Source organism: Variovorax fucosicus, from assembly GCF_030316825.1.
Taxonomy (GTDB): Bacteria; Pseudomonadota; Gammaproteobacteria; order Burkholderiales; family Burkholderiaceae_C; genus Variovorax; species Variovorax fucosicus.
The window spans coordinates 325198-350428 of the sequence record NZ_JASZYU010000002.1; the positions used below are offsets into that span (position 1 = coordinate 325198).

Genomic DNA, 25231 nt, shown 5'->3' on the forward strand with positions numbered 1-25231 from the left:
CGATGCATCCCAAAGCCCTGTTGGAGGCGAGCGCCGATCTGGTCGGCCTTGTCCTGAAATTCGATCACCCCGCCGATGCGGTCGTCGCGCGCTTCTTTCGCGAGCACCGCGAGTTCGGCCCGCGCGAGCGCGCCACGCTGGCCGAGACCGTCTACGCCGTACTGCGCAAAAAGCTGCTGTTCGACCACCTGTCGCCTTCCGGCACGGGCTCGAAGGAGCGCCGCATGGCGATTCTGGGCTTTCCCGGCCCGCGCGATTTCCTGAAAAGCGCGCTCAACGATGTCGAAAAGCGCTGGCTCGACAACTGCGACGCGGTGAACGAGGCCGACCTGCTGGAGCGCCATCGCCACAACCTGCCCGAGTGGCTGGTGACGCCGCTCAAGGCCCAACTCGGCAGCGGCTTCTGGTCGCTGGTCGAAAGCCTGCAGCAGCCGGCACCGCTGGATCTGCGGGTGAACGCGTTGAACGAGAAACGCGCCGACGTCCAGAAGGAGCTCAAGCTGGCGGGCATTCCCGTCAAGGCGACGCCGTTTTCGCCGTGGGGCCTGCGCATCGACGGCAAACCGAACCTCAACAAGCTCGACGCATTTGCGCGCGGCGCGGTCGAGGTGCAAGACGAAGGGTCGCAGTTGCTCGCGCTGCTGCTGGACGCCAAGCGCGGCGAGATGGTGGTCGACTTTTGCGCCGGTGCGGGCGGCAAGACGCTGGCCATCGGCGCCAGCATGCGCAACACCGGCCGGCTCTACGCCTTCGATACTTCCGCCCATCGACTCGATGCGCTGAAGCCGCGGCTCGCGCGCAGCAAGCTGTCGAACGTGCATCCGGCCGCCATCGCGCACGAGCGCGACGACCGGATCAAGCGGCTGGCAGGCAAGATCGACCGGGTGCTGGTCGACGCGCCTTGCTCGGGCCTGGGTACGCTGCGCCGCAATCCGGATCTCAAATGGCGCCAATCGCCCCAGTCCGTGCAGGAACTGACCGCCACCCAAACGGCGATCCTGCAGAGCGCGGCGCGGCTGGTGAAGCCGGGCGGCCGGCTGGTCTACGCCACCTGCAGTGTGTTGCCGGAAGAGAACGAGGCCATCGCCGAGGCCTTTTCGGCCGCCCATCCCGATTTCGTGCCGCAGCAGGCCGGCGAACTGCTGGCCGCCCTCAAGGTCGAGGGCGCGCCGGATCTGTGCGTTGGCGGCGAGAGTGGCGCACGCTACCTGCGTCTGTGGCCGCACCGGCACGCCACCGACGGTTTCTTTGCCGCCATTTGGAACCGTGTGTAGGTGGAAGGCTCCAAAGATCAGGAAAACTTGCGATCTATCAAGGATTTAGCCCCCTTTTCGGGGTCGAACCCTTAAAATCACAGGCTACCTGAAGGCTGCACCTTCGTGCGGCCATGGAGTACCTGACTCAATGTTGCTTCCTGACTCTACCGTTCTGAGTGCGGCCATCGACTGGCTCGGACACGGCTTGTGGGATCTCACATGGTGGCAAGTCGTGTTGTACACGCTCGTTACCACGCACATCACGATCGCCGCGGTCACGATTTTCCTGCACCGCACGCAAACGCACCGGGCCATGGATCTCGGGGCGATCCCGTCGCATTTCTTCCGCTTCTGGCTGTGGCTCGGCACCGGCATGGTGACCAAGGAATGGGTGGCCATTCACCGCAAGCACCACGCCAAGTGCGAAACCGAAGAAGACCCGCACAGCCCGCAGGTCAAGGGCATCGACGAAGTGCTTTGGCGCGGCGCCGAGCTGTACCGCGCCGAGTCGAAGAACAAGGAAACGATGGAGCGCTACGGGCACGGCACGCCCGATGACTGGATCGAGCGCAACCTGTACACCCGCTACAGCTGGCAAGGCGTGGGCTTGATGCTGGTCATCAACCTGGCCCTGTTCGGCGCACTCGGCATGGCCGTGTGGGCGGTGCAGATGCTCTGGATCCCAATCACCGCCGCCGGCATCATCAACGGCATCGGCCACTACTGGGGCTACCGCAACTTCGAAGCGCCGGACGCGAGCCGCAATGTTTCGCCCTGGGGCCTGATCATCGGCGGTGAAGAGTTGCACAACAACCACCACACCTACCCGACCTCGGCCAAGTTCTCGGTCAAGAAGTACGAATTCGACATCGGCTGGGTCTACATCCAGATGATGCAGAAAATCGGCTGGGCGAAGGTCAAGAAGGTGCCGCCGAAGATGCTGATGGGCGACATCCAGCCGGTGGCCGACCAGAAAACGCTGGAAGCCGTCATCGCGAACCGCTACGAAGTGATGGCTGGTTACGCGCGCGAAATGCGCCGCACCGCCAAGGGCGAACTGGCGCAGCTCAAGGCAAAGGGTGCGGATCTGTCCGTGCTGAAGGCCGCCAACCGCTGGCTGCACCGCGACGACGACAAGGTGCCTGCGGCTGCCCGTCCGAGCCTGGCCCAGGCCCGCCAGGCCCATCCGGTGCTCGACAAGATGGTCACGATGCGCGAAGAGCTGCGTCAGCTCTGGCTCAACACGTCGCAATCGCGCGAGCAACTCGCGGCCGATCTGGCCGGCTGGTGCCATCGTGCCGAGGCGAGCGGTATCGCGGCGCTGCGCGAATTCTCGATCCGCCTGCGGGCGGCCCGGAGCTAGGGCGCAAGGGGCCTTCGGCCTTTCACCAAAAAGCCGGCCTCGGGCCGGCTTTTTGTTGGGGGATCGCATTCAAGCGCCCACAAAAAACCCGCTGGATCGCAGCGGGTTTTTTTATGGATCGCGCTGAATTACTTCAGCTTGATTTCCTTGTATTCGACGTGCTTGCGCGCCTTCGGGTCGAACTTCATGATCGACATCTTTTCAGGCATCGTCTTCTTGTTCTTGCTGGTCGTGTAGAAGTGGCCGGTACCCGCAGTGGATTCCAGCTTGATCTTTTCGCGTCCGCCTTTGCTCGTTGCCATGATTCAGCTCCTTAAGCTTGGCCGCGTGCACGCAGGTCTGCGAGCACGGCGTCGATGCCGTTCTTGTCGATCAGGCGCAGGGCGGCGCTCGAAACGCGCAGACGCACCCAACGGTTTTCTGTTTCGACCCAGAAACGACGGTATTGCAGGTTCGGCAGGAACCGGCGCTTGGTTTTGTTGTTGGCGTGGGAAACATTGTTCCCGACCATCGGGCCTTTGCCCGTGACTTCACATACGCGTGCCATGTGGACACTTCTTTCATAAACAGCTGGCACCCGATAGGCCCGAAGGCCTTCGCGACAAGGCGTCGCGGGGTGTTTTGCAGCTTGACCTCGCCAGAAACGGGTGGCGGTACCCCGGCCGAATTCGGCAAAGCCTAGGATTATAGCCCGAGCCGGCGGGGTTGTAGCTTATTCCTGCTCCAGGAAGCGCTGGGCGTCGAGCGCCGCCATGCAGCCGGTGCCCGCGCTGGTGATCGCCTGGCGATAGATGTTGTCCTGTACGTCGCCGGCGGCGAAGACGCCGGGCACGCTGGTCATGGTCGCGAAGCCCTGCAGGCCCGAGCGGGTGATGATGTAGCCGCCCTTCATGTCGAGTTGGCCTTCGAAGATGTCGGTGTTCGGATGGTGGCCGATCGCGATGAAGCAGCCCTTGAGGGCGATATCTTCGGTGGCGCCGGTCAGCGTGCTCTTCAGCCGGATGCCCGTGACACCCGACGCGTCGCCCAGCACTTCTTCCAGCGTGTTGTGAACCTTGAGTTCGATCTTGCCTTCGGCCGCTTTCTCGTTGAGCTTGTCGACCAGGATCGGCTCGGCCTTGAACTTGTCGCGCCGGTGCACCAGCGTGACCTTGCGCGCGATGTTCGAGAGATAGAGCGCCTCTTCGACGGCGGTGTTGCCGCCGCCGACCACGCAAACTTCCTGGTCGCGGTAGAAAAAGCCGTCGCAGGTGGCACAACCCGAGACGCCGCGGCCCATGAAGGTCTGCTCGGACGGCAGGCCCAGGTATTTGGCCGAGGCGCCGGTCGCGATGATGAGCGCATCGCAGGTGTAGGTGCCGCTGTCGCCGCTCAGCGTGAAGGGGCGCTTGCTGAAGTCGACCTTGTCGATGTGGTCGAACACGATCTGCGTCTTGAAGCGCTCGGCATGTTCCAGAAAACGCTGCATGAGTTCGGGCCCCTGCACGCCCTGCACATCGGCTGGCCAGTTGTCGACGTCGGTGGTTGTCATGAGCTGGCCGCCTTGGGCCATGCCGGTGATGAGAAGGGGTTGGAGGTTGGCGCGGGCTGCGTAGACGGCCGCCGTGTAGCCGGCGGGGCCGGAGCCAAGGATCAAAACCTTGGCGTGTTGGGTCGATGACATGGTAGAAAGCCTATGGGTTGCACCGCCTCAGCGTGTACATTTTCGAGGGTGATAGCAGGAGTATCACCGTTCGGTTCAAACCGGACGCGGTGGTGTTTTCAATGCGCGCGATTGTATGAATCCATTGGTATTCAACTTCGCGCGACTTCCGGGGATGATGAATGTCGATGCTTTCGAACCTTGAACTGCTGCGGCGCGTGCCGTTGTTCGCCGCACTGACGCCCACGCAGTCGGCGAGTATTGCCGACGCGATCGTCAAGAAGCGCTTCAAGCGCGCCGAAGTGGTGGTTGAACAAGGCAAGAAGTCCGACGCGCTCTACATCATCCTGACCGGACGCGCGCGCGTGATGAGCACCGACAGCCGTGGCCGAGAGGTGATCCTTGCCACCCTGCAGCCGGGCGACTACATCGGCGAGATGAGCCTGATCGACGACGAGCCCCACTCGGCCACGGTGCGCACCGAGGTTCAGACCGACGTGCTGACGCTGGGCCGCGAAGCCTTCTCGCGTTGCCTGCCCGAGAACTCGTCGATGGCGCACAACATCATGCGCGGCCTGGTGCAGCGTCTTCGGCATGCGGATCGCAAGATCGAATCGCTCGCGCTGATGGATGTCTATGGCCGCGTTGCGCGCTCGTTGCTCGAATTTGCCGTGGACGATGGCGCCGGCAATCTCAAGGTGCGCGACAAGATCTCGCGCCAGGATCTGGCCAAGATGGTCGGTGCTTCCCGCGAGATGGTGAGTCGGGTCATGAAGGATCTCGAGGAGCGCGGCTTCGTCCAGACGCAGGCCGACGGCTCGATGATCGTCAAGGATCGGCTCTCATCGCTCACCTGATGGTTCGGCCGGCCGCGTCCCCGCGTGCCCGACTGTCTGTCCGCGGCGCTGACAACGCGGCCGCGCCCGTTTCCGTTAATGTGACTGAGCGCTGCCCGCACGTTGGTGCGCGGTGGCGGCTTTGCTTTCCATGACCTATTCGCTCAATACCCTCCAATCCTCCACGGCGGCCGACGGCCAGCCCGTGCGCCTGCGGGCAATGCGCTTCGCGCACGAGATCACGCTGATCGCCGGCTTCGCCGTGCTGCTGTTCTGGCTGCTCTCGATGTTCAGCTACACGCCCTCGGACGCCGCATGGTCCACGTCGGGCACGGGTGGCGAGGTCAAGAACTGGGGCGGACGGCTCGGCGCGTGGATCGCCGACGGCAGCTATTTCCTGGCCGGCTACTCGGTCTGGTGGTGCTTTGCCGCGGGGGTGCGCGTCTGGCTTTCGTCGCTGGCCGGCTGGCTGCGTGGCGGCGACGCCGCACCGGTCGACATGCCGCCGCCGGGCCGCTTCAATCGCAGCCGCCTCGCATTCTGGTTCGGTCTGCTGCTGCTGCTGGCGGCCAGCGCCATGCTCGAATGGTCGCGTCTCTACCGCCTCGAGTTCCGGCTGCCGGGCCATGGCGGCGGCGTGCTCGGGTATTTCGTCGGGCCGTTGAGCGTCAAGTGGATCGGTTTCACCGGCTCGGCGCTGATCGCCATCGCGGCCGGTGTGATCGGCTCGGCGCTGGTGTTCCGCTTTTCGTGGACGCACCTGGCCGAGCGGATTGGCGCACGCGTCTATTCGCTGTTCGAGCTGCGCCGCGAGAAGCGCGAAATCGCGGAAGACATCGCGCTCGGCAAGAAGGCGGTGCGCGAGCGGCGCGAGCTCACCTCCGACGAGCGTGAATTGCAACCCGACGGCGTCGAGGCGCCCGACGAGGAACTGCGCATCGATCCGCGCCCGAAGCGGCGCCCGGCCTCGCCGCCGGTGCAGATCGAGCCGGCCATGACCGAGGTGCCCAGGAGCGACCGCGTCGCCAAGGAGCGCCAGAAACCGCTGTTCCGCGAGCTGCCCGACAGCAAGCTGCCGCAGGTCGATTTGCTCGACGCGGCGCAGGTGCGGCAGGAAACCGTGTCGCCCGACACGCTCGAGATGACCTCGCGCATGATCGAGAAGAAGCTCAAGGACTTCGGCGTCGAAGTGCGTGTGGTGCTGGCGTCGCCGGGCCCGGTGATCACGCGCTACGAAATCGAACCCGCCACCGGCGTGAAGGGTTCGCAGATCGTCGGGCTGGCCAAGGATCTGGCGCGTTCGCTCTCGCTGGTGTCGATCCGCGTGGTTGAAACCATCCCCGGCAAGAACTACATGGCGCTCGAGCTGCCGAACGCCAAACGGCAGTCGATCAAGCTCAGCGAGATCCTCGGCTCGCAGGTCTACAACGAGGGCAAGTCGATGCTCACGATGGGCCTGGGCAAGGACATCATCGGCAACCCGATCGTGGCCGACCTGGCCAAGATGCCGCACGTGCTGGTCGCCGGCACCACCGGTTCGGGCAAGTCGGTCGGCATCAACGCAATGATCCTGAGCCTGCTCTACAAGGCCGAGGCGCGCGACGTGCGCCTGCTCATGATCGACCCGAAGATGCTCGAAATGTCGGTCTACGAAGGCATCCCGCACCTGCTGGCGCCGGTGGTCACCGACATGCGCCAGGCTGCGCACGGCCTCAACTGGTGCGTGGCCGAAATGGAGCGCCGCTACAAGCTCATGAGCAAGCTCGGCGTGCGCAACCTGGCCGGCTACAACACCAAGATCGACGAAGCCAAGGCGCGCGAAGAGTTCGTCTACAACCCGTTCAGCCTGACCCCCGATTCGCCCGAGCCGCTGCAGCGCGAGCCGCACATCGTGGTGGTGATCGACGAACTGGCCGACCTGATGATGGTGGTCGGCAAAAAGATCGAAGAACTGATCGCCCGCCTGGCGCAGAAGGCGCGCGCCGCCGGCATCCACCTGATCCTGGCCACGCAGCGCCCGAGCGTCGATGTGATCACCGGCCTGATCAAGGCCAACATTCCGACCCGCATCGCATTCCAGGTGTCCAGCAAGATCGACTCGCGAACCATCCTCGACCAGATGGGCGCCGAGGCGTTGCTCGGCATGGGTGACATGCTTTACATGCCGAGTGGTACGGGGTTGCCAATTCGGGTGCATGGTGCGTTTGTGAGCGACGAGGAAGTGCACCGCGTGGTGGCCTACCTGAAGAGCCAGGGCGAGCCCGACTACATCGACGGCGTGCTGGAAGGCGGAACCGTCGACGGCGAGGGGGATCTGATGGGCGAGGGCGGCGGCGACGCGGAGAAAGACCCGATGTACGACCAGGCGGTCGAAGTCGTGCTCAAGAACCGCAAGGCCAGCATTTCGCTGGTGCAGCGCCACCTGAAGATCGGCTACAACCGCGCCGCGCGGCTGGTCGAAGACATGGAAAAAGCCGGGCTGGTCAGTGCCATGAGTGGCAGCGGCCAGCGCGAGATCCTGGTGCCGGCGCGCGCCGAGTGATCGAACAGGGAACCTGAATGAAGAAGCAGTTTGTGGCAGCGATGGTATGGATGCTGGCAGCCGGCGGTGCCTGGGCCGGCGGCATGGAAAGCCTTGAAGCTTTCGTCAAGAACGTGAAGTCCGGCCGCGCCGATTTCACCCAGACCGTGACCGCGCCTTCGAAGGACGGGCAGCCTTCGCGCGTCAAGACCTCGACCGGCACCTTCGAATTCCAGCGCCCCGGCAAATTCAAGTTCGACTACCAGAAGCCCTTTGCGCAGACCATCGTGGCCGACGGCAAGACGCTGTGGCTCTACGACGCCGACCTGAACCAGGTCACGCAACGGGCCCAGGCGCAGGCGCTCGGCTCGACACCTGCTGCGCTGATCGCAGCGGCGCCCGACCTGCGCGCGTTGCAGGCCGACTTCGCGCTGGAAGGCGCACCGGCGCGCGACGGCCTCGAGTGGGTCAAGGCCACGCCGAAGAACAAGGATGGCCAGTTGCAAAGCGTGCTGGTCGGCTTTCAGGGCGAAGGCCTAGCCGCGCTCGAAATTCTCGACAGCTTCGGCCAGCGCTCGGTGCTCAAGTTCGGCAAGGTCGAGGTCAACCCCGCGCTCGGCGCCAGCACCTTCGTCTTCAAGGCGCCTGCGGGTGCCGATGTGCTCAAGCAGTAAGCGCCGCGGGTAGGGGCGCCGCAGCCCGTCTTGACTTGCAACTTTTCCGATCGATGGCTTCCACCCCGCACCAGCCGCTTGCCGAACGTCTCCGCCCCCGCACGCTGGGCGAGGTGATCGGGCAGCAGCATCTGCTGGGGCCGGGCATGTCGCTGCGCATTGCATTCGAATCGGGTCAGCCGCATTCCTGCATCCTCTGGGGGCCGCCGGGCACCGGCAAGACCACGATCGCGCGGCTCATGGCCGATGCCTTCGACGCGCAGTTCCTCAGCATCAGCGCGGTACTCGGCGGGGTGAAAGACATCCGCGATGCGGTGGAGCGCGCCACCGCTGCGCGCGACGGCCTCGAGCAACGCCGCACCATCGTCTTCGTCGATGAAGTGCACCGTTTCAACAAGAGCCAGCAGGACGCGTTCCTGCCGCACGTGGAATCGGGCCTTTTCACCTTCATCGGCGCGACAACCGAGAACCCCTCGTTCGAAGTCAATTCGGCGCTGTTGTCACGCGCCGCGGTGTATGTGCTGCAGCCCCTCAACGAAGACGACCTCCGGCAGATCGTCACGCGCGCGCAAGACATCAAGGCGGTGCCCGCCATCGCCGGCACGGCGATCGACCGGCTGGTGGCCTATGCCGACGGCGATGCACGCCGTCTGCTCAACACGCTCGAAACCCTGGCCGTCGCGGCGTCCGCCGAAAAGCTCGCCGAGATCAACGACGAGTGGCTGCTGCGCGTGCTCGGCGAGCGCATGCGCCGCTACGACAAGGGCGGCGAGCAGTTCTACGACACCATCAGCGCGCTGCACAAGTCGGTGCGCGGCAGTGACCCCGACGCGTCGCTCTACTGGTTCGTGCGCATGCTCGACGGCGGCGCCGATCCGCGCTACATGGCACGCCGGCTGGTGCGCATGGCCAGCGAAGACATCGGCCTGGCCGACCCGCGCGCCCTGCGGCTCGCGCTCGATGCCGCCGAGGTGTACGAGCGGCTCGGCACGCCCGAAGGCGAACTGGCGCTGGCCGAGTGCGTGATCTACCTTGCGATGGCACCCAAGTCGAACGCGATCTACAAGGCCTACAACGACGTGCGCGCGCTGATCAAGAAAGACGGCACGCGGCCGGTGCCCATGCATCTGCGCAATGCACCGACCAAGCTCATGAAAGAGCTCGACTACGGCCGTGGCTACCGCTACGCGCACGACGAGGAGGGCGGCTTCGCGGCCGGCGAGCGCTACCTGCCCGACGGGCTGGAAGGGCAGCGCTTCTACGAGCCGGTCGAACGCGGCCTCGAAATCCGCATCGCCGAAAAGCTGCGCGAGCTGCGCCGCCTGAACAAAAAAGACGGCGATTGATGGCGGGGTGCAGCCCGCACGCATGCCGTGCATGGGCGCAAGCAAAAACAGCATGAGACAGAACGGGTAAACCCGGGTAAGCGCGCACCGATTCGGTGAAGGCCCGTGACTACAATCCCGCCCACTCATTGGCCAACCCCCTTGGTTGGCTGGCTTTTTGCTAGTCAGATGCATGGCACCGGATCGGTGCCGTGGACGGCGAACTGCACCGGCATCGGTGCATCAAACGAGGGATTTCTCTATGGAAATATTGCTGCAGCAGATCATCAACGGTCTGGTTCTGGGCAGCATGTATGCCTTGATAGCCTTGGGCTACACCATGGTGTACGGCATCATCAACCTGATCAACTTTGCGCACGGCGAAGTGCTGATGGTGGGCGCTCTGACGAGCTGGACCATCATCGGCCTCATGAAGGAAGGGATGCCCGGCACGCCAGGCTGGCTCATCCTTCTGATCGCGCTGATCATTGCCTGCGTGGTTGCTGCCACGCTCAACTTCGTGATCGAAAAAGTGGCCTACCGGCCGCTGCGCAACAGCCCCAAGCTGGCGCCGCTCATCACCGCCATCGGCATGTCGATCCTGCTGCAGACACTGGCCATGATCATCTGGCGCCCGACCAACAAGGCCTATCCGACCTTGCTGCCGAGCGAATCGATCATCGTCGGCGGCGCCGCGATTTCGCCGACGCAGATCATGATCCTCGTGGTCACGGCCATCTCGCTCGCCATCCTCACCTGGCTGGTCAACTACACCAAGCTCGGCCGCGCGATGCGGGCCACGGCAGAGAATCCGCGCGTCGCCTCGCTCATGGGCATCCGGCCCGACATGGTGATCTCGGCCACCTTCATCATCGGCGCCGTGCTGGCGGCCATCGCCGGCGTGATGTACGCCTCCAACTACGGCATCGCGCAGCACGCGATGGGCTTCGGCCCCGGTCTCAAGGCCTTCACGGCTGCGGTGTTCGGTGGCATCGGCAACCTGGCAGGCGCGGTGGTCGGCGGCATCCTGCTCGGGCTGATCGAAGCCATCGGCGCCGGCTACCTCGGCACCGTCACCGGCGGCGTGCTGGGCAGCCAGCACAGCGACATCTTCGCCTTCGTCATCCTGATCCTCACGCTCACGGTGCGGCCATCCGGCCTGCTCGGCGAGCGCGTGGCGGACCGTGCCTGAAGGAGCAGCCATCATGAAAAAGAACATCGTCTGGTTCCTGATCGCCGCGGTCGGCCTGCTGGTGCTGCCTTTGCTGCTGCAAACCCAGGGCAATGCCTGGGTCCGCATCGTCGACATCGCGCTGCTCTACGTGCTGCTGTCGCTCGGCCTCAACATCGTGGTCGGCTACGCCGGCCTGCTCGACCTCGGGTACGTGGCCTTCTTTGCGATCGGGGCCTACCTGTTCGCATTGCTCGGCTCGCCGCACCTGACCGACACCTTCCCGGCCATCAAGGCCATGTTCCCGAACGGGCTGCACATCTCGGTGTTCGTGGTGGTGCCGCTGGCGTTGGTGCTGGCGGGCATGTTCGGCGTGCTGCTCGGCGCGCCGACACTGCGGTTGCGCGGCGACTACCTGGCGATCGTGACGCTCGGCTTCGGTGAAATCATCCGCGTGTTCCTGAACACGCTCGACCACCCGGTCAACGTGACCAACGGCCCCAAGGGCCTCGATGCGATCGACCCCATCCACTTCCTGGGTGTGAACCTCGGGCGGCCCCTGAAGCTGGGCGACTACACGATCTCGTCGGTGTCGCTCTACTACTACCTGTTCCTCGCCCTGGTGATCTTCACGGTGATCATTTCCCACCGCCTGCAGCTGTCGCGCGTCGGGCGCGCCTGGATGGCGATTCGTGAAGACGAAATCGCCGCCAAGGCGATGGGCATCAACACCCGCAACCTGAAGCTGCTGGCCTTCGGCATGGGCGCCAGTTTCGGCGGCGTATCGGGCGCGATGTTCGCGGCCTTCCAGAGCTTCGTGTCGCCCGAGTCCTTCAGCCTGATGGAGTCGGTGATGATCGTCGCGATGGTGGTGCTGGGCGGCATCGGCCACCTGCCGGGCGTGATTCTGGGCGCCGTGCTGCTGTCGGCCTTGCCCGAAGTGCTGCGCTATGTGGCCGGCCCGCTGCAGTCCATGACCGACGGCCGGCTCGATGCCTCGATCCTGCGCCAGTTGTTCATCGCGCTCGCCATGATCGTGATCATGCTGGTGCGTCCGCGCGGCCTCTGGCCTTCGCCGGAACACGGCAAGGTGCGTGCCGCACCGGGGGCACCGCCGACGCCTCCAGCGGGCGGCGTGCTGGATGCACCCGTTGATGAAGTGCCGGGCGAAGCTTCGCGTCCGATGTCGATCAACCCTTGAGCGGCACAGGAACATCACAAAATGACTGAAACCATTCTCGACGTCCGCGGCATTTCCAAGCGCTTCGGCGGGCTGCAGGCCCTGTCGGATGTCGGCATCACCATCAAGCGCGGCCAGGTGTACGGACTGATCGGCCCGAACGGTGCCGGCAAGACCACTTTCTTCAACGTGATCACCGGGCTCTACACGCCCGACAGCGGCACCTTCGAGCTGGCCGGCAAGCCCTACAAGCCGACGGCCGTGCACGAGGTCGCCAAGGCCGGCATCGCACGCACCTTCCAGAACATCCGCCTGTTCGCCGACATGACGGCGCTCGAGAACGTGATGGTCGGGCGCCACATCCGGACCCATTCGGGTGTGTTCGGCGCGATCCTGCGCACCGGCAGCTTCAAGGCCGAAGAGGCCGCGATCAAGAAGCGCGCGCAGGAGCTGCTCGACTATGTGGGCGTCGGCAAGTACGCCGACTTCAAGGCCCGCACGCTGAGCTATGGCGACCAGCGCCGGCTCGAAATTGCGCGTGCGCTGGCCACCGACCCGCAGCTCATCGCGCTGGACGAGCCGGCAGCCGGCATGAATGCCACCGAGAAGATGCAGTTGCGCGAGTTGATCAGCCGCATCCGCGCCGACAACCGCACGGTGCTGATCATCGAACACGACGTGAAACTCGTCATGGGCCTGTGCGACCGCCTGACGGTGCTCGACTACGGCAAACAGATTGCAGAAGGCATTCCCGCCGACGTGCAGAAGAACGAAAAAGTGATCGAGGCGTACCTCGGCACTGGAGGACATTGAGATGAGCACCGAGACATTGACTCCCCCGGCAACGGCAACGACGGCCAAGGGCGCCACCGGCAAGGTGCTGCTCAAGGTCAGCGGCCTGAAGGTCGGCTACGGCGGCATCCAGGCCGTCAAGGGCGTGGACTTCGAAGTGCACGAAGGCGAACTGGTCTCGCTGATCGGCTCCAACGGCGCCGGCAAGACCACCACCATGAAAGCCGTCACCGGCACGCTGCCCTCGTCGGCGGGCGAGGTCGAGTTCATGGGCCGCAGCATCAAGGGGCGTGGTGCCTGGGATCTGGTGGGCGAGGGGCTGGTGATGGTGCCGGAAGGCCGCGGCGTGTTCACGCGCATGACGATCACCGAGAACCTGCAGATCGGCGCCTACATCCGCAACGACAAGGACGAGATCGCCAAGGACATGGAACGCGTCTTCGCGACCTTCCCGCGGCTGAAGGAGCGCGCCACGCAGCTGGCAGGCACCATGTCCGGCGGCGAACAGCAAATGCTCGCCATGGGCCGCGCGCTGATGGCGCGCCCCAAGGTGCTGCTGCTCGACGAGCCCACCATGGGCCTGTCGCCGATCATGTGCGACAAGATCTTCGAAGTGGTCAAGCAGGTCTATGACCAGGGCGTCACCATCCTGCTGGTCGAGCAGAACGCCAACCGCGCGCTGCAACTGGCCGACCGCGGCTATGTGATGGAGTCAGGGCTCATCACGATGAGCGGCGACGCCAAGATCATGCTCAACGACCCGAAGGTGCGGGCGGCGTATCTCGGCGAGTGATCAGTCCACTCGCGCGCCGGTCGCTTTCACGACCTTTTCGTACTTCGCGAGTTCGCTCTTCATGAACGCGCCGAACTGCTCAGGCGAGTTGCCCACCGGCTCGGCCAGCAGCGCGCCGAAACGGGTCTTCGTTTCGGGCGCGTTGAGCGCCGCGACGAAGGCCTGATTCAGCTTCCCCACCACGTCGGGCGGCGTGCCGGCCGGGGCGACCAGGCCCCACCAGGTATCGATCGCAAAGCCCTTGAGCGTGTCGGCCACAGGCGGGACATCCGGCAGCGCGGCGCTGCGTTGCGTCGTGGTCACGGCAATCGCTTTCAACTTGCCCGAGCGGATGTTCGGTGCCGCAGTCGCGAGGTTGTCGAAGTTGAAATCCACCTGGCCCGACAGCAGCGCAAGCTGCGCCGGGTTGCCGCCGTTGTACGGAATGTGCAGTGCGAAGATGCCGGCTTCCTTCTTGAACATCTCGCCCGCGAGATGACCGGCGCTGCCGTTGCCGCCGCTGCCGTAGTTGAGCTTGCCGGGGTTTTTCTTCGCGTAGGCGATCAGCTCCGCGACGTTGTGGATCTTGAGACGCTCGGCGGTCTCGGCGTTCATCACCAGCACGTTCGGCACGCGCACCATCTGCGTGATCGGTGCGAAGTCGCTCGCCGCGTTGAACGGCATCTTGCTGTACAGCCACGGGTTCACCGCGTGGGTGGCCGTGGCCGCAATGCCGATGGTCAGGCCGTCGGGCGCGGCCTTGGCCACCATGTCGGCGCCGATGTTGCCGCCGGCGCCGGGCTTGTTGTCGATGATCACGGTGCCGAGCGAATCGCGCACGCGCTCGGCCAGCGCGCGCGCGGTGACGTCGATCGGGCCGCCGGCCGCGTAGGGCACGATCAGGCGGATCGGGCGCTGCTGCGCGCTGGCTTGGCCAACGGCCGCCAGCAGTGCGGCGCCGGCAGCCAGCGCGAAGAAAAGGCGTCTCGTTTTCATTGTGCTTGTCTCAGGGCTGGGCCTTGTCGGCCTCTGTGGTGAAGGCGTCTGCAAAGAACTCTTCTTCGGGCAGGCCGGCTGCGGCCACGTAGTCGCGCTTGGCCGAGTCGACCACGATCGGCGCGCCGCAGGCATAGACCTGGTGGCCCGAGAGGTCGGCAATGTCTTCCAGCACGGCGCGGTGCACGAAGCCGGTTCGACCCGTCCAGTTGTCTTCGGGCACGGCGTTGGAGACCACCGGCACATAGCGCAGGTTCGGCAACTCGGCCAGATGCTCGCGCACCCAGTCATCCATATAGAGGTCTTCGGGCCGGCGGCCGCCCCAGTACAGCACGGCCGGCCGGTCGATGCCCTTGAATTTCATGTGCTCCAGCAGCGCCTTGATCGGCGCGAAGCCGGTGCCCGACGCGAGCAGCACCACCGGCTTGTCGGAATCCTCGCGCAGGAAGAAGCTGCCGTACGGCCCCTCGATGCGAAGGATCTCCTTTTCCTTCATCGCGCCGAACACGTGGTCGGTGAACTTGCCGCCCGGCAGATGCCGGATGTGCAGTTCGAGCCCGGTGCCGGGCTCGCCCAGCGTGTGCGGCGCATTGGCCATCGAGTAGCTGCGGCGTGTGCCGTCGCGCAGGATGAACTCCACATACTGGCCGGCATGGAACTGCAGCGGCTCGCCGGCCGGCAGTTGCAGGCGCAGCCGCACCACGTCGTGAGACATCTTCTGCAGCGCCAGCACGCGCGCCGGCATCTTGCGGATCGGGTGTGCGCCGGCTTCGGTGACCTGGCGCGATTCGAGCACCACGTCACTCAGCGCACGGGCGCGGCAGGTCAGGATGAGACCGTCGAGCTCTTCTGCCGCGCTCAGGGCCTTGCTCTGATGCGGATCGAGCGCGACCTCGCCCGACAGCTTGCGGCACTTGCAGGAGCCGCAGGCGCCATCCTTGCACCCATAGGGCAAGCCCACGCCCTGGCGGATGCCGGCCGAGAGAATCGTCTCGTCGCCGACGGCCGTGAAATGGCGCCCGCTCGGCTCGACCGTGATGTGAAAGCCCGCTTCGTGCGGGGCTGGGCTTGTCATGGGTATTCTTGGGCTCGCGAAAAGGAATCGAATTTTGCCCTCAAACCAGAGCCCCCTCGGCGCGCTGCCGGCGCGCTTCCGGCGCGAACGCCTGCTGATCGTCGGCTGCGGCGACGTCGGCCTGCGTGCGGCGCAGGCGCTGCGCGGGCGTGTGCAACTGATTGCGCTGACGTCTTCGACCGGAAAACTGCAGCGCCTGCGCGATGCGGGCGTGACGCCACTGGTCGGCAACCTCGACGCGCCGGCCACCCTGCGGCGCCTGGCCGGCATCGCGACGCGGGTGCTGCATCTGGCACCGCCCGCGCGTGAGGAGGGTGCGCAATGGTGGCGCGATGCACGCACCACGGCGCTGGTGCGCGCACTGGCGCGGCGCAGCCTGCCGGCGGCACTGGTCTACGGCTCCACCAGCGGCGTGTACGGCGACTGCGGCGGTGCGCTGGTCAGCGAAACGCGCCCGGTGCGGCCCGCCACCCCGCGCGCGCACCGTCGCGTCGATGCCGAGCGCGCGGTGCGCTGGTTCGGCCGCCTGGGCCCGGCCGCGCGCGTGCTGCGCATCCCGGGCATCTATGCGCCGGATCGCGAAGGCGGAACGCCGCGCGAGCGGCTCAAGAAGGGCACGCCGGTGCTGCGGCGCGAGGACGACGTCTACACCAACCACATCCATGCCGACGACCTGGCGCGCGCCTGCATGGCCGCACTGTGGCGCGGCGGCCCGCAGCGCGTGTTTCACGTAAGCGACGACAGCGACATCAAGATGGGCGACTACGTCGACCTGGCCGCCGACCTCTACGGCATGGCCCGCCCGCCGCGGCTCGCGCGCGACGATGCGCAGCAACAGTTGCCGCTGCAGTTGCTGAGCTTCATGGGCGAATCGCGCCGGCTCGACAACAGCCGCATGAAGCGCGAGTTGCGCGTGCGGCTCGCGCACCCGACGGTGCACACGGGGCTGCGCGAGCAAGCTTGAGCGACACGGGTGGGGCTTCTACGGGATATGCCAGGGATACCGCGGAACCGGCTCCGCCGGTCCGCCGGTATCGCCCCCGGCAGGGGGTTGGCGAAGCGACACGAAGTGCGCGCAGCCTGGGGGCGAGTCAAAGCGTGGTGCCCGGGGCCGGAATCGAACCGGCACACCTTTCGGTGGGGGATTTTGAGTCCCCTGCGTCTACCAATTTCACCACCCGGGCACGGGGGGAAGCCAGCCGGAAATTATGGCACAGTGACCCCCTATGAATTACCCGACGATCGAAGACGCCATAGGCAAGACGCCCCTGGTGGCGCTGCGCCGCATCGAGGCCGCAGAGAATGACAAGCGGGGCAATGTGATCCTCGGCAAGCTCGAAGGCAACAACCCGGCCGGCTCCGTGAAAGACCGGCCCGCACTTTCCATGATCAAGCGCGCCGAGGAGCGCGGTGAAATCAAGCCCGGCGACACGCTGATCGAAGCCACTTCCGGCAACACCGGCATTGCGCTCGCGATGGCGGCGGCGATCAAGGGCTATCGCATGGTGCTGATCATGCCGGAGGACCTGTCGGTCGAACGCGCCCAGACCATGAAGGCCTTCGGTGCCGAACTCGTGCTCACGCCCAAGAGCGGCGGCATGGAGTACGCGCGCGACCTCGCCGACCAGATGGTGGTGCAGGGCAAGGGCCGCGTGCTCGACCAGTTCGCCAACGCCGACAACCCGCGCATCCACTACGAGACCACCGGCCCCGAGATCTGGGACGACACCCAGGGCCGCATCACGCACTTCGTGAGCGCGATGGGCACCACGGGCACCATCACCGGTGTCTCGCGCTACCTGAAGGAAAAGAACCCGGCGGTGCGCATCGTCGGCGCGCAGCCCGACGAAGGCTCGCGCATCCCCGGCATCCGCAAGTGGCCCGAGGCCTACCTGCCGAAGATCTACGACCCGAGCCGGATCGACCAGGTCGTCAACGTGAGCCAGGACAACGCCGAGGAAATGTGCCGGCGCCTGGCGCGCGAGGAGGGCATTTTCGGGGGCATCTCAGCCGCGGGCGCGCTCTGGGTCGCACTGGAGATTGCCAGAACGGTCGAGAACGCCACCATCGTGTTCGTCGTCTGCGACCGGGGCGACCGCTATCTGTCGACCGGCGTGTTCCCCGCCTGATCTTTCCGCCCGATTGCCCGCCATGTCCGATCCCAAGTTTTGCCAGGTCTGTGCCACGCCGCTCGAATGGATCGAGTCGATGGAGGATGGCGGCGCCAAGGCGCGCCTGCGCTGTCCCGCCTGCGGCCACACGCATTGGAACAATCCGACGCCGGTGCTCGCGGCGATCATCGAATACCGCGGCCAGGTGCTGCTGGCGCGCAATGCAGCCTGGTCGCACAAGGCCTATGCGCTGATCACCGGATTCATGGAGGCCGGCGAAACGCCGCAGGAAGGCATCGCGCGCGAGATCAAGGAAGAAACCAACCTGGACGCGAGCGAGCTCAATCTGGTCGGCGTCTACGATTTCCAGCGCATGAACCAGATCATCATCGCCTACCACGCGGTGGCCGACGGCGAGGTGCGCCTCTCGCCCGAACTGGTCGACTACAAGCTCTACGACCTGCCGGCGCTCAAGTGCTGGCCGGCCGGCACCGGCTATGCGTTGGCAGACTGGTTGCGCTCACGGGGCCATGAGCCCAGCTTCATCGAATGGCCGCGCCCGGCGGCGGCACCGGCTGCCTAGAATCGGGCCACCGCCCAAGGACCCCCATGCACATCCACAAAGAGCTCGACACCCGCGGCCTCAACTGCCCGTTGCCGATCCTCAAGGCCAAGAAGGCGCTCAACGAGCTGACCAGCGGCCAGTTGCTCAGGGTGGTGTCCACCGACGCCGGCTCGGTGCGCGACTTCCAGGCCTTCGCCCGCCAGACCGGCAACGACCTGGTCGAGCAGCAGACGCAGGGCACGGACTTCATCCACGTGCTGCGGCGGCGCTGAACGGCCATGCGGCAGCGCGTTGGTGCCGCGCTGGCCGCGGCGGCCGCCCTGCTTGCCCTGGGCGGACTCGCCACCCTGGTTTTCTGGAGTGACGGGATGTCCCAAGACACGTTGAACAAACCGGCGCCCGCCGGCACCGTGCCGATCGCCGTGCTCGGCGATTCGCTGAGCCACGCCTACCAGGACAGCATCTCCTTTCCACCGGGCACGCGCGAGCGCGGCGGCGACTTCCACGCCGGCACGCTGCAGTGGACGGAAGCGCTGAGCCGTCTGCGCGGCAACGAAATCGACATGGGCCCGTGGGTCGCCTGGGGCCGGCCGGGCGTGGTGGCACGTGCGCGCGAACTGCTCGGGTTGCCCGCGGGGCGTGCGCCGAAGAAAGAGGACTACCTCTACAACTTTGCCAACTCCGGTGCTGCCTGCAAGAACCTCAATGGCGGCCGCTTTCGCCAGACGCCGCGCCTGCTGGCGTTGATGAAGCAGGCGCCCGACCGCTGGCAGCACGGCGTGGTGGTGATCCGCATCGGCCTGAACGACTGGACCTGGATGCTCGACCTGCAGTCGCGCGAGCCCGATGCGCCCCAGGTGCGTGATGCCGCCGCGTTCTGCGTCGACCAGATCCGGCTGGCGATGGAAGCCATTCTGGCCGAGCACCCGGCCATGCGCATCGTGCTGGTGGGCTACGTCAACGAGGCCGACGACCCGGTTCACTTCGAGGAATGGCGCACGGCCGCAGCGACGGCCAACATCGGGCGCGCACTGGCAATGTTCAACGCAAGGCTGCGCGAGCTGGCGGCAAGCACCCCGCAGGCGAGCTTCTTCGACGACTTCGCGTGGTTCAACCAGCGGTGGGGGTCACGTGGCCCGAACGGTGAGCCCGACTACAAGACGGTGACGATCGGCACGCTGAACGTGGGCAACACCAAGGGGGATGCGCCCCGCAATGCGCTGCTGGACGACCAGCATCCGGGCCTGGTGTGGAACGTGTTGTGGGCGCAGTCCATGGCGCAGCACCTGCACGGCCTGGGCCTTGAGGTGACGCCGATCGGCGACCAGGAAGTGGCCGATCTGGTTACGTCACGAATCGCTCAGGTCAAAGCGCCAGGCTCTTGAGGTACGCGCGGAACTCGCTGCCCACCTCGGCGTGCGCGAGCGCGAGTTCGACCGTCGCCTGCAGAAAGCCTTCCTTGCTGCCGCAGTCGTAGCGCGTGCCCTTGTAGGCATAGGCATAGACCGACTCTTTTTTCAGCAACGAAGCGATGCCGTCGGTGAGCTGGATCTCGCCGCCGGCGCCGCTGGACTGCTGGCGGATCTCGGCGAACACGGCGGGCGTGAGGATGTAGCGGCCGGCCACGCCGAGGCGCGAGGGCGCGTTCTCGGGGCTGGGCTTCTCGACCATGCGGCTGACTTTGGTCAGGCCGTCCTCGACGGCATCACCGGCGACGATGCCGTAGCGCTTGACCTGCTCGAGCGGCACTTCCTGCACTGCCAGCACCGAGCTCTGCAGCTTGGCAAATGCGCGCGTCATCTGCGCCAGCACCGGCTCGCCGCCATCGGGCCCGACCATCAGGTCATCGGCCAGCAGGACGGCGAAGGGCTCGTCGCCGACCAGATGTTCGGCACACAGCACCGCATGGCCCAGGCCCAGCATGCGCGGCTGGCGCACGTAGGAGCAGGTCATGTCGTCGGGCATCACCGAGCGCGCGATGTTCAGCAGCGCGGTCTTGCCGCTGGACTCGAGCTGGCTTTCAAGCTCGTAGGCCGTGTCGTAGTGGTCTTCGATCGCGCGCTTGTTGCGCCCGGTCACGAAGATCATGTCGCGGATGCCGGCGGCATAGGCTTCTTCGACGGCGTACTGGATCAGCGGCTTGTCGACCACCGGCAGCATTTCCTTGGGTTGTGCCTTGGTGGCAGGAAGAAAGCGGGTGCCGAAGCCCGCGACGGGAAACACGGCCTTGCGAATGGTGCTCGTTTGGGACATGGGTCGATAGCGGAAGAAAGTAGCAATTGCGCGATGTTACGTCCCTCCGGCCAAACCACCATGTCAGCCGAGGCGCTGAAGCTGATCCTGCAGCCGCGCCAGCGTGGCGGTGAAGTCTTCGAGCCGCTTGCGCTCCTGCTCGATCACGGCCGGCGGCGCCTTCGCGACGAAGGCCTCGTTGCCCAGCTTGCCATGCACCTTGGCGATCTCGCCTTCAATGCGGGCGATCTCCTTGCCGATGCGGGCCTTCTCCGCGACCTTGTCGATCTCCATGTGCAGGCAGAAGCGCACTGCGCCGGCCACGGCCACCGGTGCGGCTTCGGCCGCTGCAGCCCACGCCGCCTCGTCGTCGAACAGCTTCACTTCCTTGAGCTTGGCCAGCGCCTGCAGCACCGGAGCCGAGTCGCGCAGGAAGGCCGCGTCGGCCTCGCTGTCGGCCACCGCATAGAGCGGCAGGCGCGTGGCGGGCGACACGTTCATCTCGCCGCGCAGCGTGCGACAGGCGTCGACCAGTTGCTTGAGCTTTGCCACATGCGCCTCGGCCGCTTCGTCGATCTTTTCCGGCTGGCTTTGCGGATAGGCCGCGATCATGATGGACTCGCCGCCGCGGCCCGCCACCGGCGCGACCTTCTGCCAGAGCCCCTCGGTGATGAAGGGAATCACGGGGTGCGCCAGGCGCAGCAGCGCTTCGAGCGTGCGGATCAGCGTGCGGCGCGTCGCGCGCTTCTGCGCGTCGTCGCCGTTCTGCAGTTGCACCTTGGCGATCTCGAGGTACCAGTCGCAGAACTCGTCCCAGGCAAACTGGTACACCGTGCTCGCGACGTTGTCGAGGCGGTATTCCTCGAAGCCTTTGGCCACCTCGGCCTCGACGCGCTGCAGTTGCGAGACGATCCAGAAGTCGGCACGGCTGAACTTCAGGTAGCCGTGCGCCGGCCCGCCGACCGCGCATTCGGCCTTGGTGTGTTCCTTCAGGCCGCAGTCCTGGCCTTCGCAGTTCATCAGCACGAAGCGCGTCGCGTTCCAGAGCTTGTTGCAGAAGTTGCGATAACCCTCGCAGCGCTTCGGATCGAAATTGATGCTGCGGCCGAGCGAGGCGAGCGATGCGAAGGTGAAACGCAGCGCGTCGGCGCCGAAGGCTGGAATGCCGTCCGGGAACTCCTTTTGCGTGTTCTTGCGCACCTGCGGTGCAGTCTCGGGCCTGCGCAGACCCTGCGCGCGCTTGTCGAGCAGCTCGGGCAGTGCGATGCCGTCGATCAGGTCGACCGGATCCAGCACGTTGCCTTCCGACTTGCTCATCTTCTTGCCCTGCGCATCCCGCACCACGCCGTGGATGTACACGTGCCTGAACGGAACGCGGCCGGTGAAGTGCTTCGTCATCATGATCATCCGGGCGACCCAGAAGAAGATGATGTCGTAGCCCGTCACGAGCACCGACGAGGGCAAGTAGAGGTTGTAGTCGGAGGTCGGCGCGTCGTCGGCCGCAGGCCAGCCCATGGTCGAGAACGGCACCAGCGCCGCCGAGTACCAGGTGTCGAGCACGTCTTCGTCGCGCGTCAGCGTCTTGCCCGGCGCCTGGGCTTGCGCGGCGGCTTCGTCGCGCGCCACATAGACCTTGCCGTCCTCGTCGTACCAGGCCGGGATCTGGTGGCCCCACCAGAGCTGGCGGCTGATGCACCAGTCCTGGATGTTGTTCATCCACTGGTTGTAGGTGTTGACCCAGTTCTCGGGCACGAAGCGCACCTCGCCCGACTGCACCGCGTCGATCGCCTTCTGCGCGATCGACAGGCCCTTCGCGTCGGGCTTGCTCATCGCCACGAACCACTGGTCGGTCAGCATCGGCTCGATCACGGCGCCGGTGCGCGTGCAGCGCGGCACCATCAGCTTGTGCTTGACGGTGTCGACCAGCACGCCGAGGGCTTCGAGATCTCCCACGATCGCCTTGCGCGCGACGAAGCGGTCGAGGCCGCGGTATTTTTCGGGTGCGTTGTCGTTGATGGTTGCGTCCAGCGTCAGCACGCCGATGGTCTGCAGCCCATGGCGCTGGCCGACCGCATAGTCGTTGTAGTCGTGCGCGGGGGTCACCTTCACCACGCCGGTGCCGAAAGTCTTGTCCACATAGTCGTCGGCGATCACCGGGATCAGCCGATCCACCAGCGGCAGCTTCACGCGCTGGCCGATCAGGTGCTTGTAGCGCTCGTCTTCGGGATGCACCATCAGGGCGGTGTCGCCGAGCATGGTTTCGGGCCGCGTGGTGGCCACCGTCAGCGAGCCCGAGCCATCCTCGAGCGGGTAGGCGATATGCCAAAGAAAACCGTTCTCTTCCTCGCTCTCGACCTCGAGGTCGCTCACCGCCGTTTTAAGCACCGGATCCCAGTTCACGAGACGCTTGCCGCGGTAGATCAGGCCTTCCTCATAGAGCTTGACGAAGGTGTCGGTGACCACCGGCGACAGCTTGTCGTCCATGGTGAAGTACTCGCGGCTCCAGTCCACCGTGTCGCCGAGGCGGCGCATCTGCTGCGTGATGGTGTTGCCCGATTGCTGCTTCCATTCCCACACGCGCGCGACGAAGTTCTTGCGGCCGAGTTCGTGCCGATCCAGCTTCTGCTCCTGCAGCTGGCGCTCCACCACGATCTGGGTGGCGATGCCCGCGTGGTCGGTGCCCGGCACCCAGACCGTGTTGTCGCCCTTCATGCGGTGGTAGCGCGCGAGGCTGTCCATGATCGTGTGGTTGAACGCATGGCCCATGTGCAGCGTGCCGGTCACGTTCGGTGGCGGCAGCTGGATCGAGAACGCAGGCGCGCCTTCCTTGGGCTGCTGCGTGCCGCGAAAGCCGGCCTTTGCGTAGCCGCGCTCTTCCCACTCCGGCCCCCAGTACGCCTCGAGGGCGGCGGGTTCGAACGATTTGGACAGGCTCTCGAGGCCGGGTTGAAGCAGGGTGTCGCTCATGGCGGTGCAAAAACAAAACGGCATCCCGCAGGATGCCGTGGGGTGGGGGAACAGCCCGCGATTTTATTCGACCGGGCCCGGCACGCGTGTACCGGGGCCGGACGCCCCGGTCGGCCGATAATTCCGCGATGCTCTTTCTTCTCTCTCCTGCCAAATCGCTGGACTTCGACACGCCCGTCGGTGACGTGCCGGCCACCCAGCCCGTGTTCGAGGGCCCCCGTGGCCCGGCGGCCGAACTGATCAAGCTGCTGCGTACCAAGACGCCGCAAGACATCGGCGAGCTGATGCACCTGTCTGACAAGCTGTCGGCGCTCAACTTCGCCCGCTATGCGGCCTGGGCGTCCAAGGGCACGGCGAAGAACGCGAAGCCGGCCGCGCTGGCCTTCAACGGCGACGTCTACGGCGGGCTCGACGCGAAGTCGCTCACGCCGAAGCAGCTCGGCTGGGCGCAAGACCACGTCTGCATCCTCAGCGGTCTCTACGGCGTGCTGCGCCCGCTCGATCTGCTGCAGCCCTACCGTCTCGAAATGGGCACGCAACTCGCCAACCGCCACGGCGAGGATCTCTATGCCTTCTGGGGGTCGCGCATCGCCGAACACCTGAACACGCGCCTGATGGCGGATCGCACGCCGGTGGTGATCAACCTTGCCTCGCAGGAGTATTTCAGGTCGGTCGACCTCGAGGTGCTGAAGGCGCGCGTGGTCGAGTGCGTGTTCCAGGAGTGGAAAGGCGACAAGTACAAGATCGTGAGCTTCTTCGCCAAGCGTGCCCGCGGCCTGATGGCACGCTGGGCGGTGCTGCACAAGGCTGCGACGCCCGGGGCGCTGGAGAAATTCGATCTCGAGGGCTATCGCTTCGATGCCGCGGTGTCGAAGCCCGACCGCCTCGTGTTCCGCAGGAAAGTGCCATGAGCACGGGCCAGTTCATCAGCCCCGAGCTGCGCGAATGGATGGCGGCCCAACTTGCGGCCGGCCATTCGATACCGGCGCTGAGGGCATCGATGCGTGACGCCGGCTGGCAGGACGACGTGGCCGATGCGGCGCTGGCCGAACTCCAGTCGCAGGCGGCGGCGGGCGCCGCGCCGGTCGAGCCGCAGCGTGCGATGCCGGGGCCCGATCTGACCGCGGCGCCGCTCGAGATCGAGGCCGTCGACCGGCGCGTGCAGGTGCTGCAGACGATGCGCAATCCGCGCGTGGTGGTGTTCGGCAGCCTGTTGTCCGACGAGGAGTGCGATGGCCTCATCGCGGCGGCCCGGGTGCGGCTTGCGCGCTCGCTCACTGTCGAGACGCAGACCGGCGGCGAGGTTCTCAATGTCGACCGCACCAGCGACGGCATGTTCTTCGAACGCGGCGAGAACGCCATCGTCGCGCGGCTCGAAGCCCGCATCGCAGCGCTGCTGCGCTGGCCGGTCGAGTTCGGCGAAGGCTTGCAGGTGCTGCGCTACCGGCCCGGCGCCGAGTACCGCCCGCACTACGACTACTTCGACCCGGCCGAGCCCGGCACGCCGACCATCCTGCGCCGTGGTGGCCAGCGGGTTGCCACCCTGGTGATGTACCTCCAGGCGCCCGAACAGGGCGGCGCCACCACCTTCCCCGACGTGGGGCTCGAGGTGGGGCCGGTGCGCGGCACCGGCGTGTTTTTCAGCTACGACCGGCCCGACCCCGCCACCCGCACGCTGCATGGCGGCGCACCGGTGCTGCTGGGCGAAAAGTGGGTGGCCACCAAGTGGCTGCGCGAACGCGAATTTTCCTGA

24 protein-coding genes and 1 tRNA gene are annotated in these 25231 nt (G+C 65.8%); 17 read left to right on the forward strand and 8 right to left on the reverse strand.

What is annotated here, in order from left to right; genetic code table 11:
* Positions 1 to 2: 2 nt before the first annotated feature.
* Positions 3 to 1274: an RsmB/NOP family class I SAM-dependent RNA methyltransferase gene (locus QTI05_RS13710; RefSeq protein WP_286621775.1), complete on the forward strand. Its 1272-nt coding sequence runs from the start codon at positions 3 to 5 to the stop codon at positions 1272 to 1274.
* Positions 1275 to 1404: 130 nt separating this feature from the next.
* Complete coding sequence (locus QTI05_RS13715) at positions 1405 to 2619, forward strand: DesA family fatty acid desaturase (RefSeq protein ID WP_286539078.1); 1215 nt, start codon at positions 1405 to 1407, stop codon at positions 2617 to 2619.
* 128 nt (positions 2620 to 2747) lie between these two features.
* Here QTI05_RS13715 and rpmG read toward each other — a convergent pair whose 3' ends face one another.
* The 3 genes from rpmG to trxB all read right to left on the reverse strand — a co-directional run bounded on the left by rpmG (position 2748) and on the right by trxB (position 4282).
* Positions 2748 to 2921 (reverse strand): 50S ribosomal protein L33, encoded by a 174-nt coding sequence (gene rpmG, locus QTI05_RS13720; protein ID WP_007830291.1) that lies wholly within the window; start codon positions 2919 to 2921, stop codon positions 2748 to 2750.
* An 11-nt stretch (positions 2922 to 2932) separates the two neighbouring features.
* A complete protein-coding gene (gene rpmB, locus QTI05_RS13725) occupies positions 2933 to 3166 on the reverse strand; it encodes a 50S ribosomal protein L28 (RefSeq protein ID WP_028251282.1) in 234 nt (77 codons plus the stop codon).
* 165 nt (positions 3167 to 3331) lie between these two features.
* The gene (trxB, locus tag QTI05_RS13730; RefSeq protein ID WP_286539077.1) at positions 3332 to 4282 is read right to left on the reverse strand and encodes a thioredoxin-disulfide reductase; all 951 of its coding nucleotides are present in this window, start codon (positions 4280 to 4282) and stop codon (positions 3332 to 3334) included.
* Between the two features lie 161 nt (positions 4283 to 4443).
* On the opposite strand from trxB, the gene QTI05_RS13735 reads away from it, so the two are divergent.
* The 8 genes from QTI05_RS13735 (at position 4444) to QTI05_RS13770 (ending at position 13553) form a co-directional block, all read left to right on the forward strand.
* Positions 4444 to 5118 (forward strand): Crp/Fnr family transcriptional regulator, encoded by a 675-nt coding sequence (locus tag QTI05_RS13735; protein ID WP_286539076.1) that lies wholly within the window; start codon positions 4444 to 4446, stop codon positions 5116 to 5118.
* A 130-nt stretch (positions 5119 to 5248) separates the two neighbouring features.
* Positions 5249 to 7639 carry a DNA translocase FtsK gene (locus QTI05_RS13740; RefSeq protein ID WP_286621776.1) on the forward strand — a complete coding sequence of 797 codons (2391 nt, stop codon included), beginning with the start codon at positions 5249 to 5251 and terminating at the stop codon, positions 7637 to 7639.
* Positions 7640 to 7656: 17 nt separating this feature from the next.
* Positions 7657 to 8292 carry an outer membrane lipoprotein periplasmic chaperone LolA gene (gene lolA / locus QTI05_RS13745; protein ID WP_286539074.1) on the forward strand — a complete coding sequence of 212 codons (636 nt, stop codon included), beginning with the start codon at positions 7657 to 7659 and terminating at the stop codon, positions 8290 to 8292.
* A 53-nt stretch (positions 8293 to 8345) separates the two neighbouring features.
* A complete protein-coding gene (locus tag QTI05_RS13750; RefSeq protein ID WP_286621777.1) occupies positions 8346 to 9638 on the forward strand; it encodes a replication-associated recombination protein A in 1293 nt (430 codons plus the stop codon).
* Positions 9639 to 9879: 241 nt separating this feature from the next.
* A complete protein-coding gene (locus QTI05_RS13755) occupies positions 9880 to 10809 on the forward strand; it encodes a branched-chain amino acid ABC transporter permease (RefSeq protein ID WP_286539070.1) in 930 nt (309 codons plus the stop codon).
* Between the two features lie 13 nt (positions 10810 to 10822).
* The gene (locus tag QTI05_RS13760) at positions 10823 to 11989 is read left to right on the forward strand and encodes a branched-chain amino acid ABC transporter permease (protein WP_286621779.1); all 1167 of its coding nucleotides are present in this window, start codon (positions 10823 to 10825) and stop codon (positions 11987 to 11989) included.
* A 21-nt stretch (positions 11990 to 12010) separates the two neighbouring features.
* Positions 12011 to 12781 carry an ABC transporter ATP-binding protein gene (locus QTI05_RS13765; RefSeq protein WP_286539068.1) on the forward strand — a complete coding sequence of 257 codons (771 nt, stop codon included), beginning with the start codon at positions 12011 to 12013 and terminating at the stop codon, positions 12779 to 12781.
* A 1-nt stretch (position 12782) separates the two neighbouring features.
* A complete protein-coding gene (locus QTI05_RS13770; protein ID WP_286539066.1) occupies positions 12783 to 13553 on the forward strand; it encodes an ABC transporter ATP-binding protein in 771 nt (256 codons plus the stop codon).
* On the opposite strand, the gene QTI05_RS13775 is transcribed toward QTI05_RS13770, so the two are convergent.
* Entirely contained in the window at positions 13554 to 14528 is a 975-nt protein-coding gene (locus QTI05_RS13775; protein ID WP_286621780.1) for a Bug family tripartite tricarboxylate transporter substrate binding protein, read from the reverse strand.
* Positions 14529 to 14538: 10 nt separating this feature from the next.
* Positions 14539 to 15603: a CDP-6-deoxy-delta-3,4-glucoseen reductase gene (locus tag QTI05_RS13780; protein ID WP_286539064.1), complete on the reverse strand. Its 1065-nt coding sequence runs from the start codon at positions 15601 to 15603 to the stop codon at positions 14539 to 14541.
* Positions 15604 to 15637: 34 nt separating this feature from the next.
* Between QTI05_RS13780 and QTI05_RS13785 the strand changes: the two genes are divergently transcribed.
* Positions 15638 to 16567, forward strand: a complete 930-nt coding sequence (locus QTI05_RS13785; RefSeq protein ID WP_286621781.1) for an SDR family oxidoreductase — start codon at positions 15638 to 15640, stop codon at positions 16565 to 16567.
* Between the two features lie 135 nt (positions 16568 to 16702).
* Here the strand turns inward: QTI05_RS13785 and QTI05_RS13790 are convergent.
* A tRNA-Leu gene (locus QTI05_RS13790) sits at positions 16703 to 16787 on the reverse strand.
* A 42-nt stretch (positions 16788 to 16829) separates the two neighbouring features.
* Between QTI05_RS13790 and cysM the strand changes: the two genes are divergently transcribed.
* The 4 genes from cysM to QTI05_RS13810 all read left to right on the forward strand — a co-directional run bounded on the left by cysM (position 16830) and on the right by QTI05_RS13810 (position 19664).
* Positions 16830 to 17732, forward strand: a complete 903-nt coding sequence (gene cysM, locus QTI05_RS13795; RefSeq protein WP_286539047.1) for a cysteine synthase CysM — start codon at positions 16830 to 16832, stop codon at positions 17730 to 17732.
* 22 nt (positions 17733 to 17754) lie between these two features.
* Positions 17755 to 18297 carry an NUDIX hydrolase gene (locus tag QTI05_RS13800; protein WP_286539045.1) on the forward strand — a complete coding sequence of 181 codons (543 nt, stop codon included), beginning with the start codon at positions 17755 to 17757 and terminating at the stop codon, positions 18295 to 18297.
* A gap of 26 nt (positions 18298 to 18323) precedes the next feature.
* Positions 18324 to 18551 carry a sulfurtransferase TusA family protein gene (locus QTI05_RS13805; RefSeq protein ID WP_286539043.1) on the forward strand — a complete coding sequence of 76 codons (228 nt, stop codon included), beginning with the start codon at positions 18324 to 18326 and terminating at the stop codon, positions 18549 to 18551.
* Between the two features lie 96 nt (positions 18552 to 18647).
* Positions 18648 to 19664 carry an SGNH/GDSL hydrolase family protein gene (locus QTI05_RS13810; protein ID WP_286657819.1) on the forward strand — a complete coding sequence of 339 codons (1017 nt, stop codon included), beginning with the start codon at positions 18648 to 18650 and terminating at the stop codon, positions 19662 to 19664.
* On the opposite strand, the gene galU is transcribed toward QTI05_RS13810, so the two are convergent.
* Positions 19645 to 20532: a UTP--glucose-1-phosphate uridylyltransferase GalU gene (gene galU / locus QTI05_RS13815; RefSeq protein WP_286539040.1), complete on the reverse strand. Its 888-nt coding sequence runs from the start codon at positions 20530 to 20532 to the stop codon at positions 19645 to 19647. The genes QTI05_RS13810 and galU overlap by 20 nt on opposite strands.
* Positions 20533 to 20595: 63 nt before the next feature.
* Entirely contained in the window at positions 20596 to 23478 is a 2883-nt protein-coding gene (locus QTI05_RS13820; RefSeq protein ID WP_286621783.1) for a valine--tRNA ligase, read from the reverse strand.
* A gap of 128 nt (positions 23479 to 23606) precedes the next feature.
* On the opposite strand from QTI05_RS13820, the gene yaaA reads away from it, so the two are divergent.
* Positions 23607 to 24389, forward strand: a complete 783-nt coding sequence (yaaA, locus tag QTI05_RS13825) for a peroxide stress protein YaaA (protein WP_286621784.1) — start codon at positions 23607 to 23609, stop codon at positions 24387 to 24389.
* Positions 24386 to 25231, forward strand: a complete 846-nt coding sequence (locus QTI05_RS13830; protein WP_286621786.1) for a 2OG-Fe(II) oxygenase — start codon at positions 24386 to 24388, stop codon at positions 25229 to 25231. The genes yaaA and QTI05_RS13830 overlap by 4 nt, the downstream gene beginning before the upstream one ends.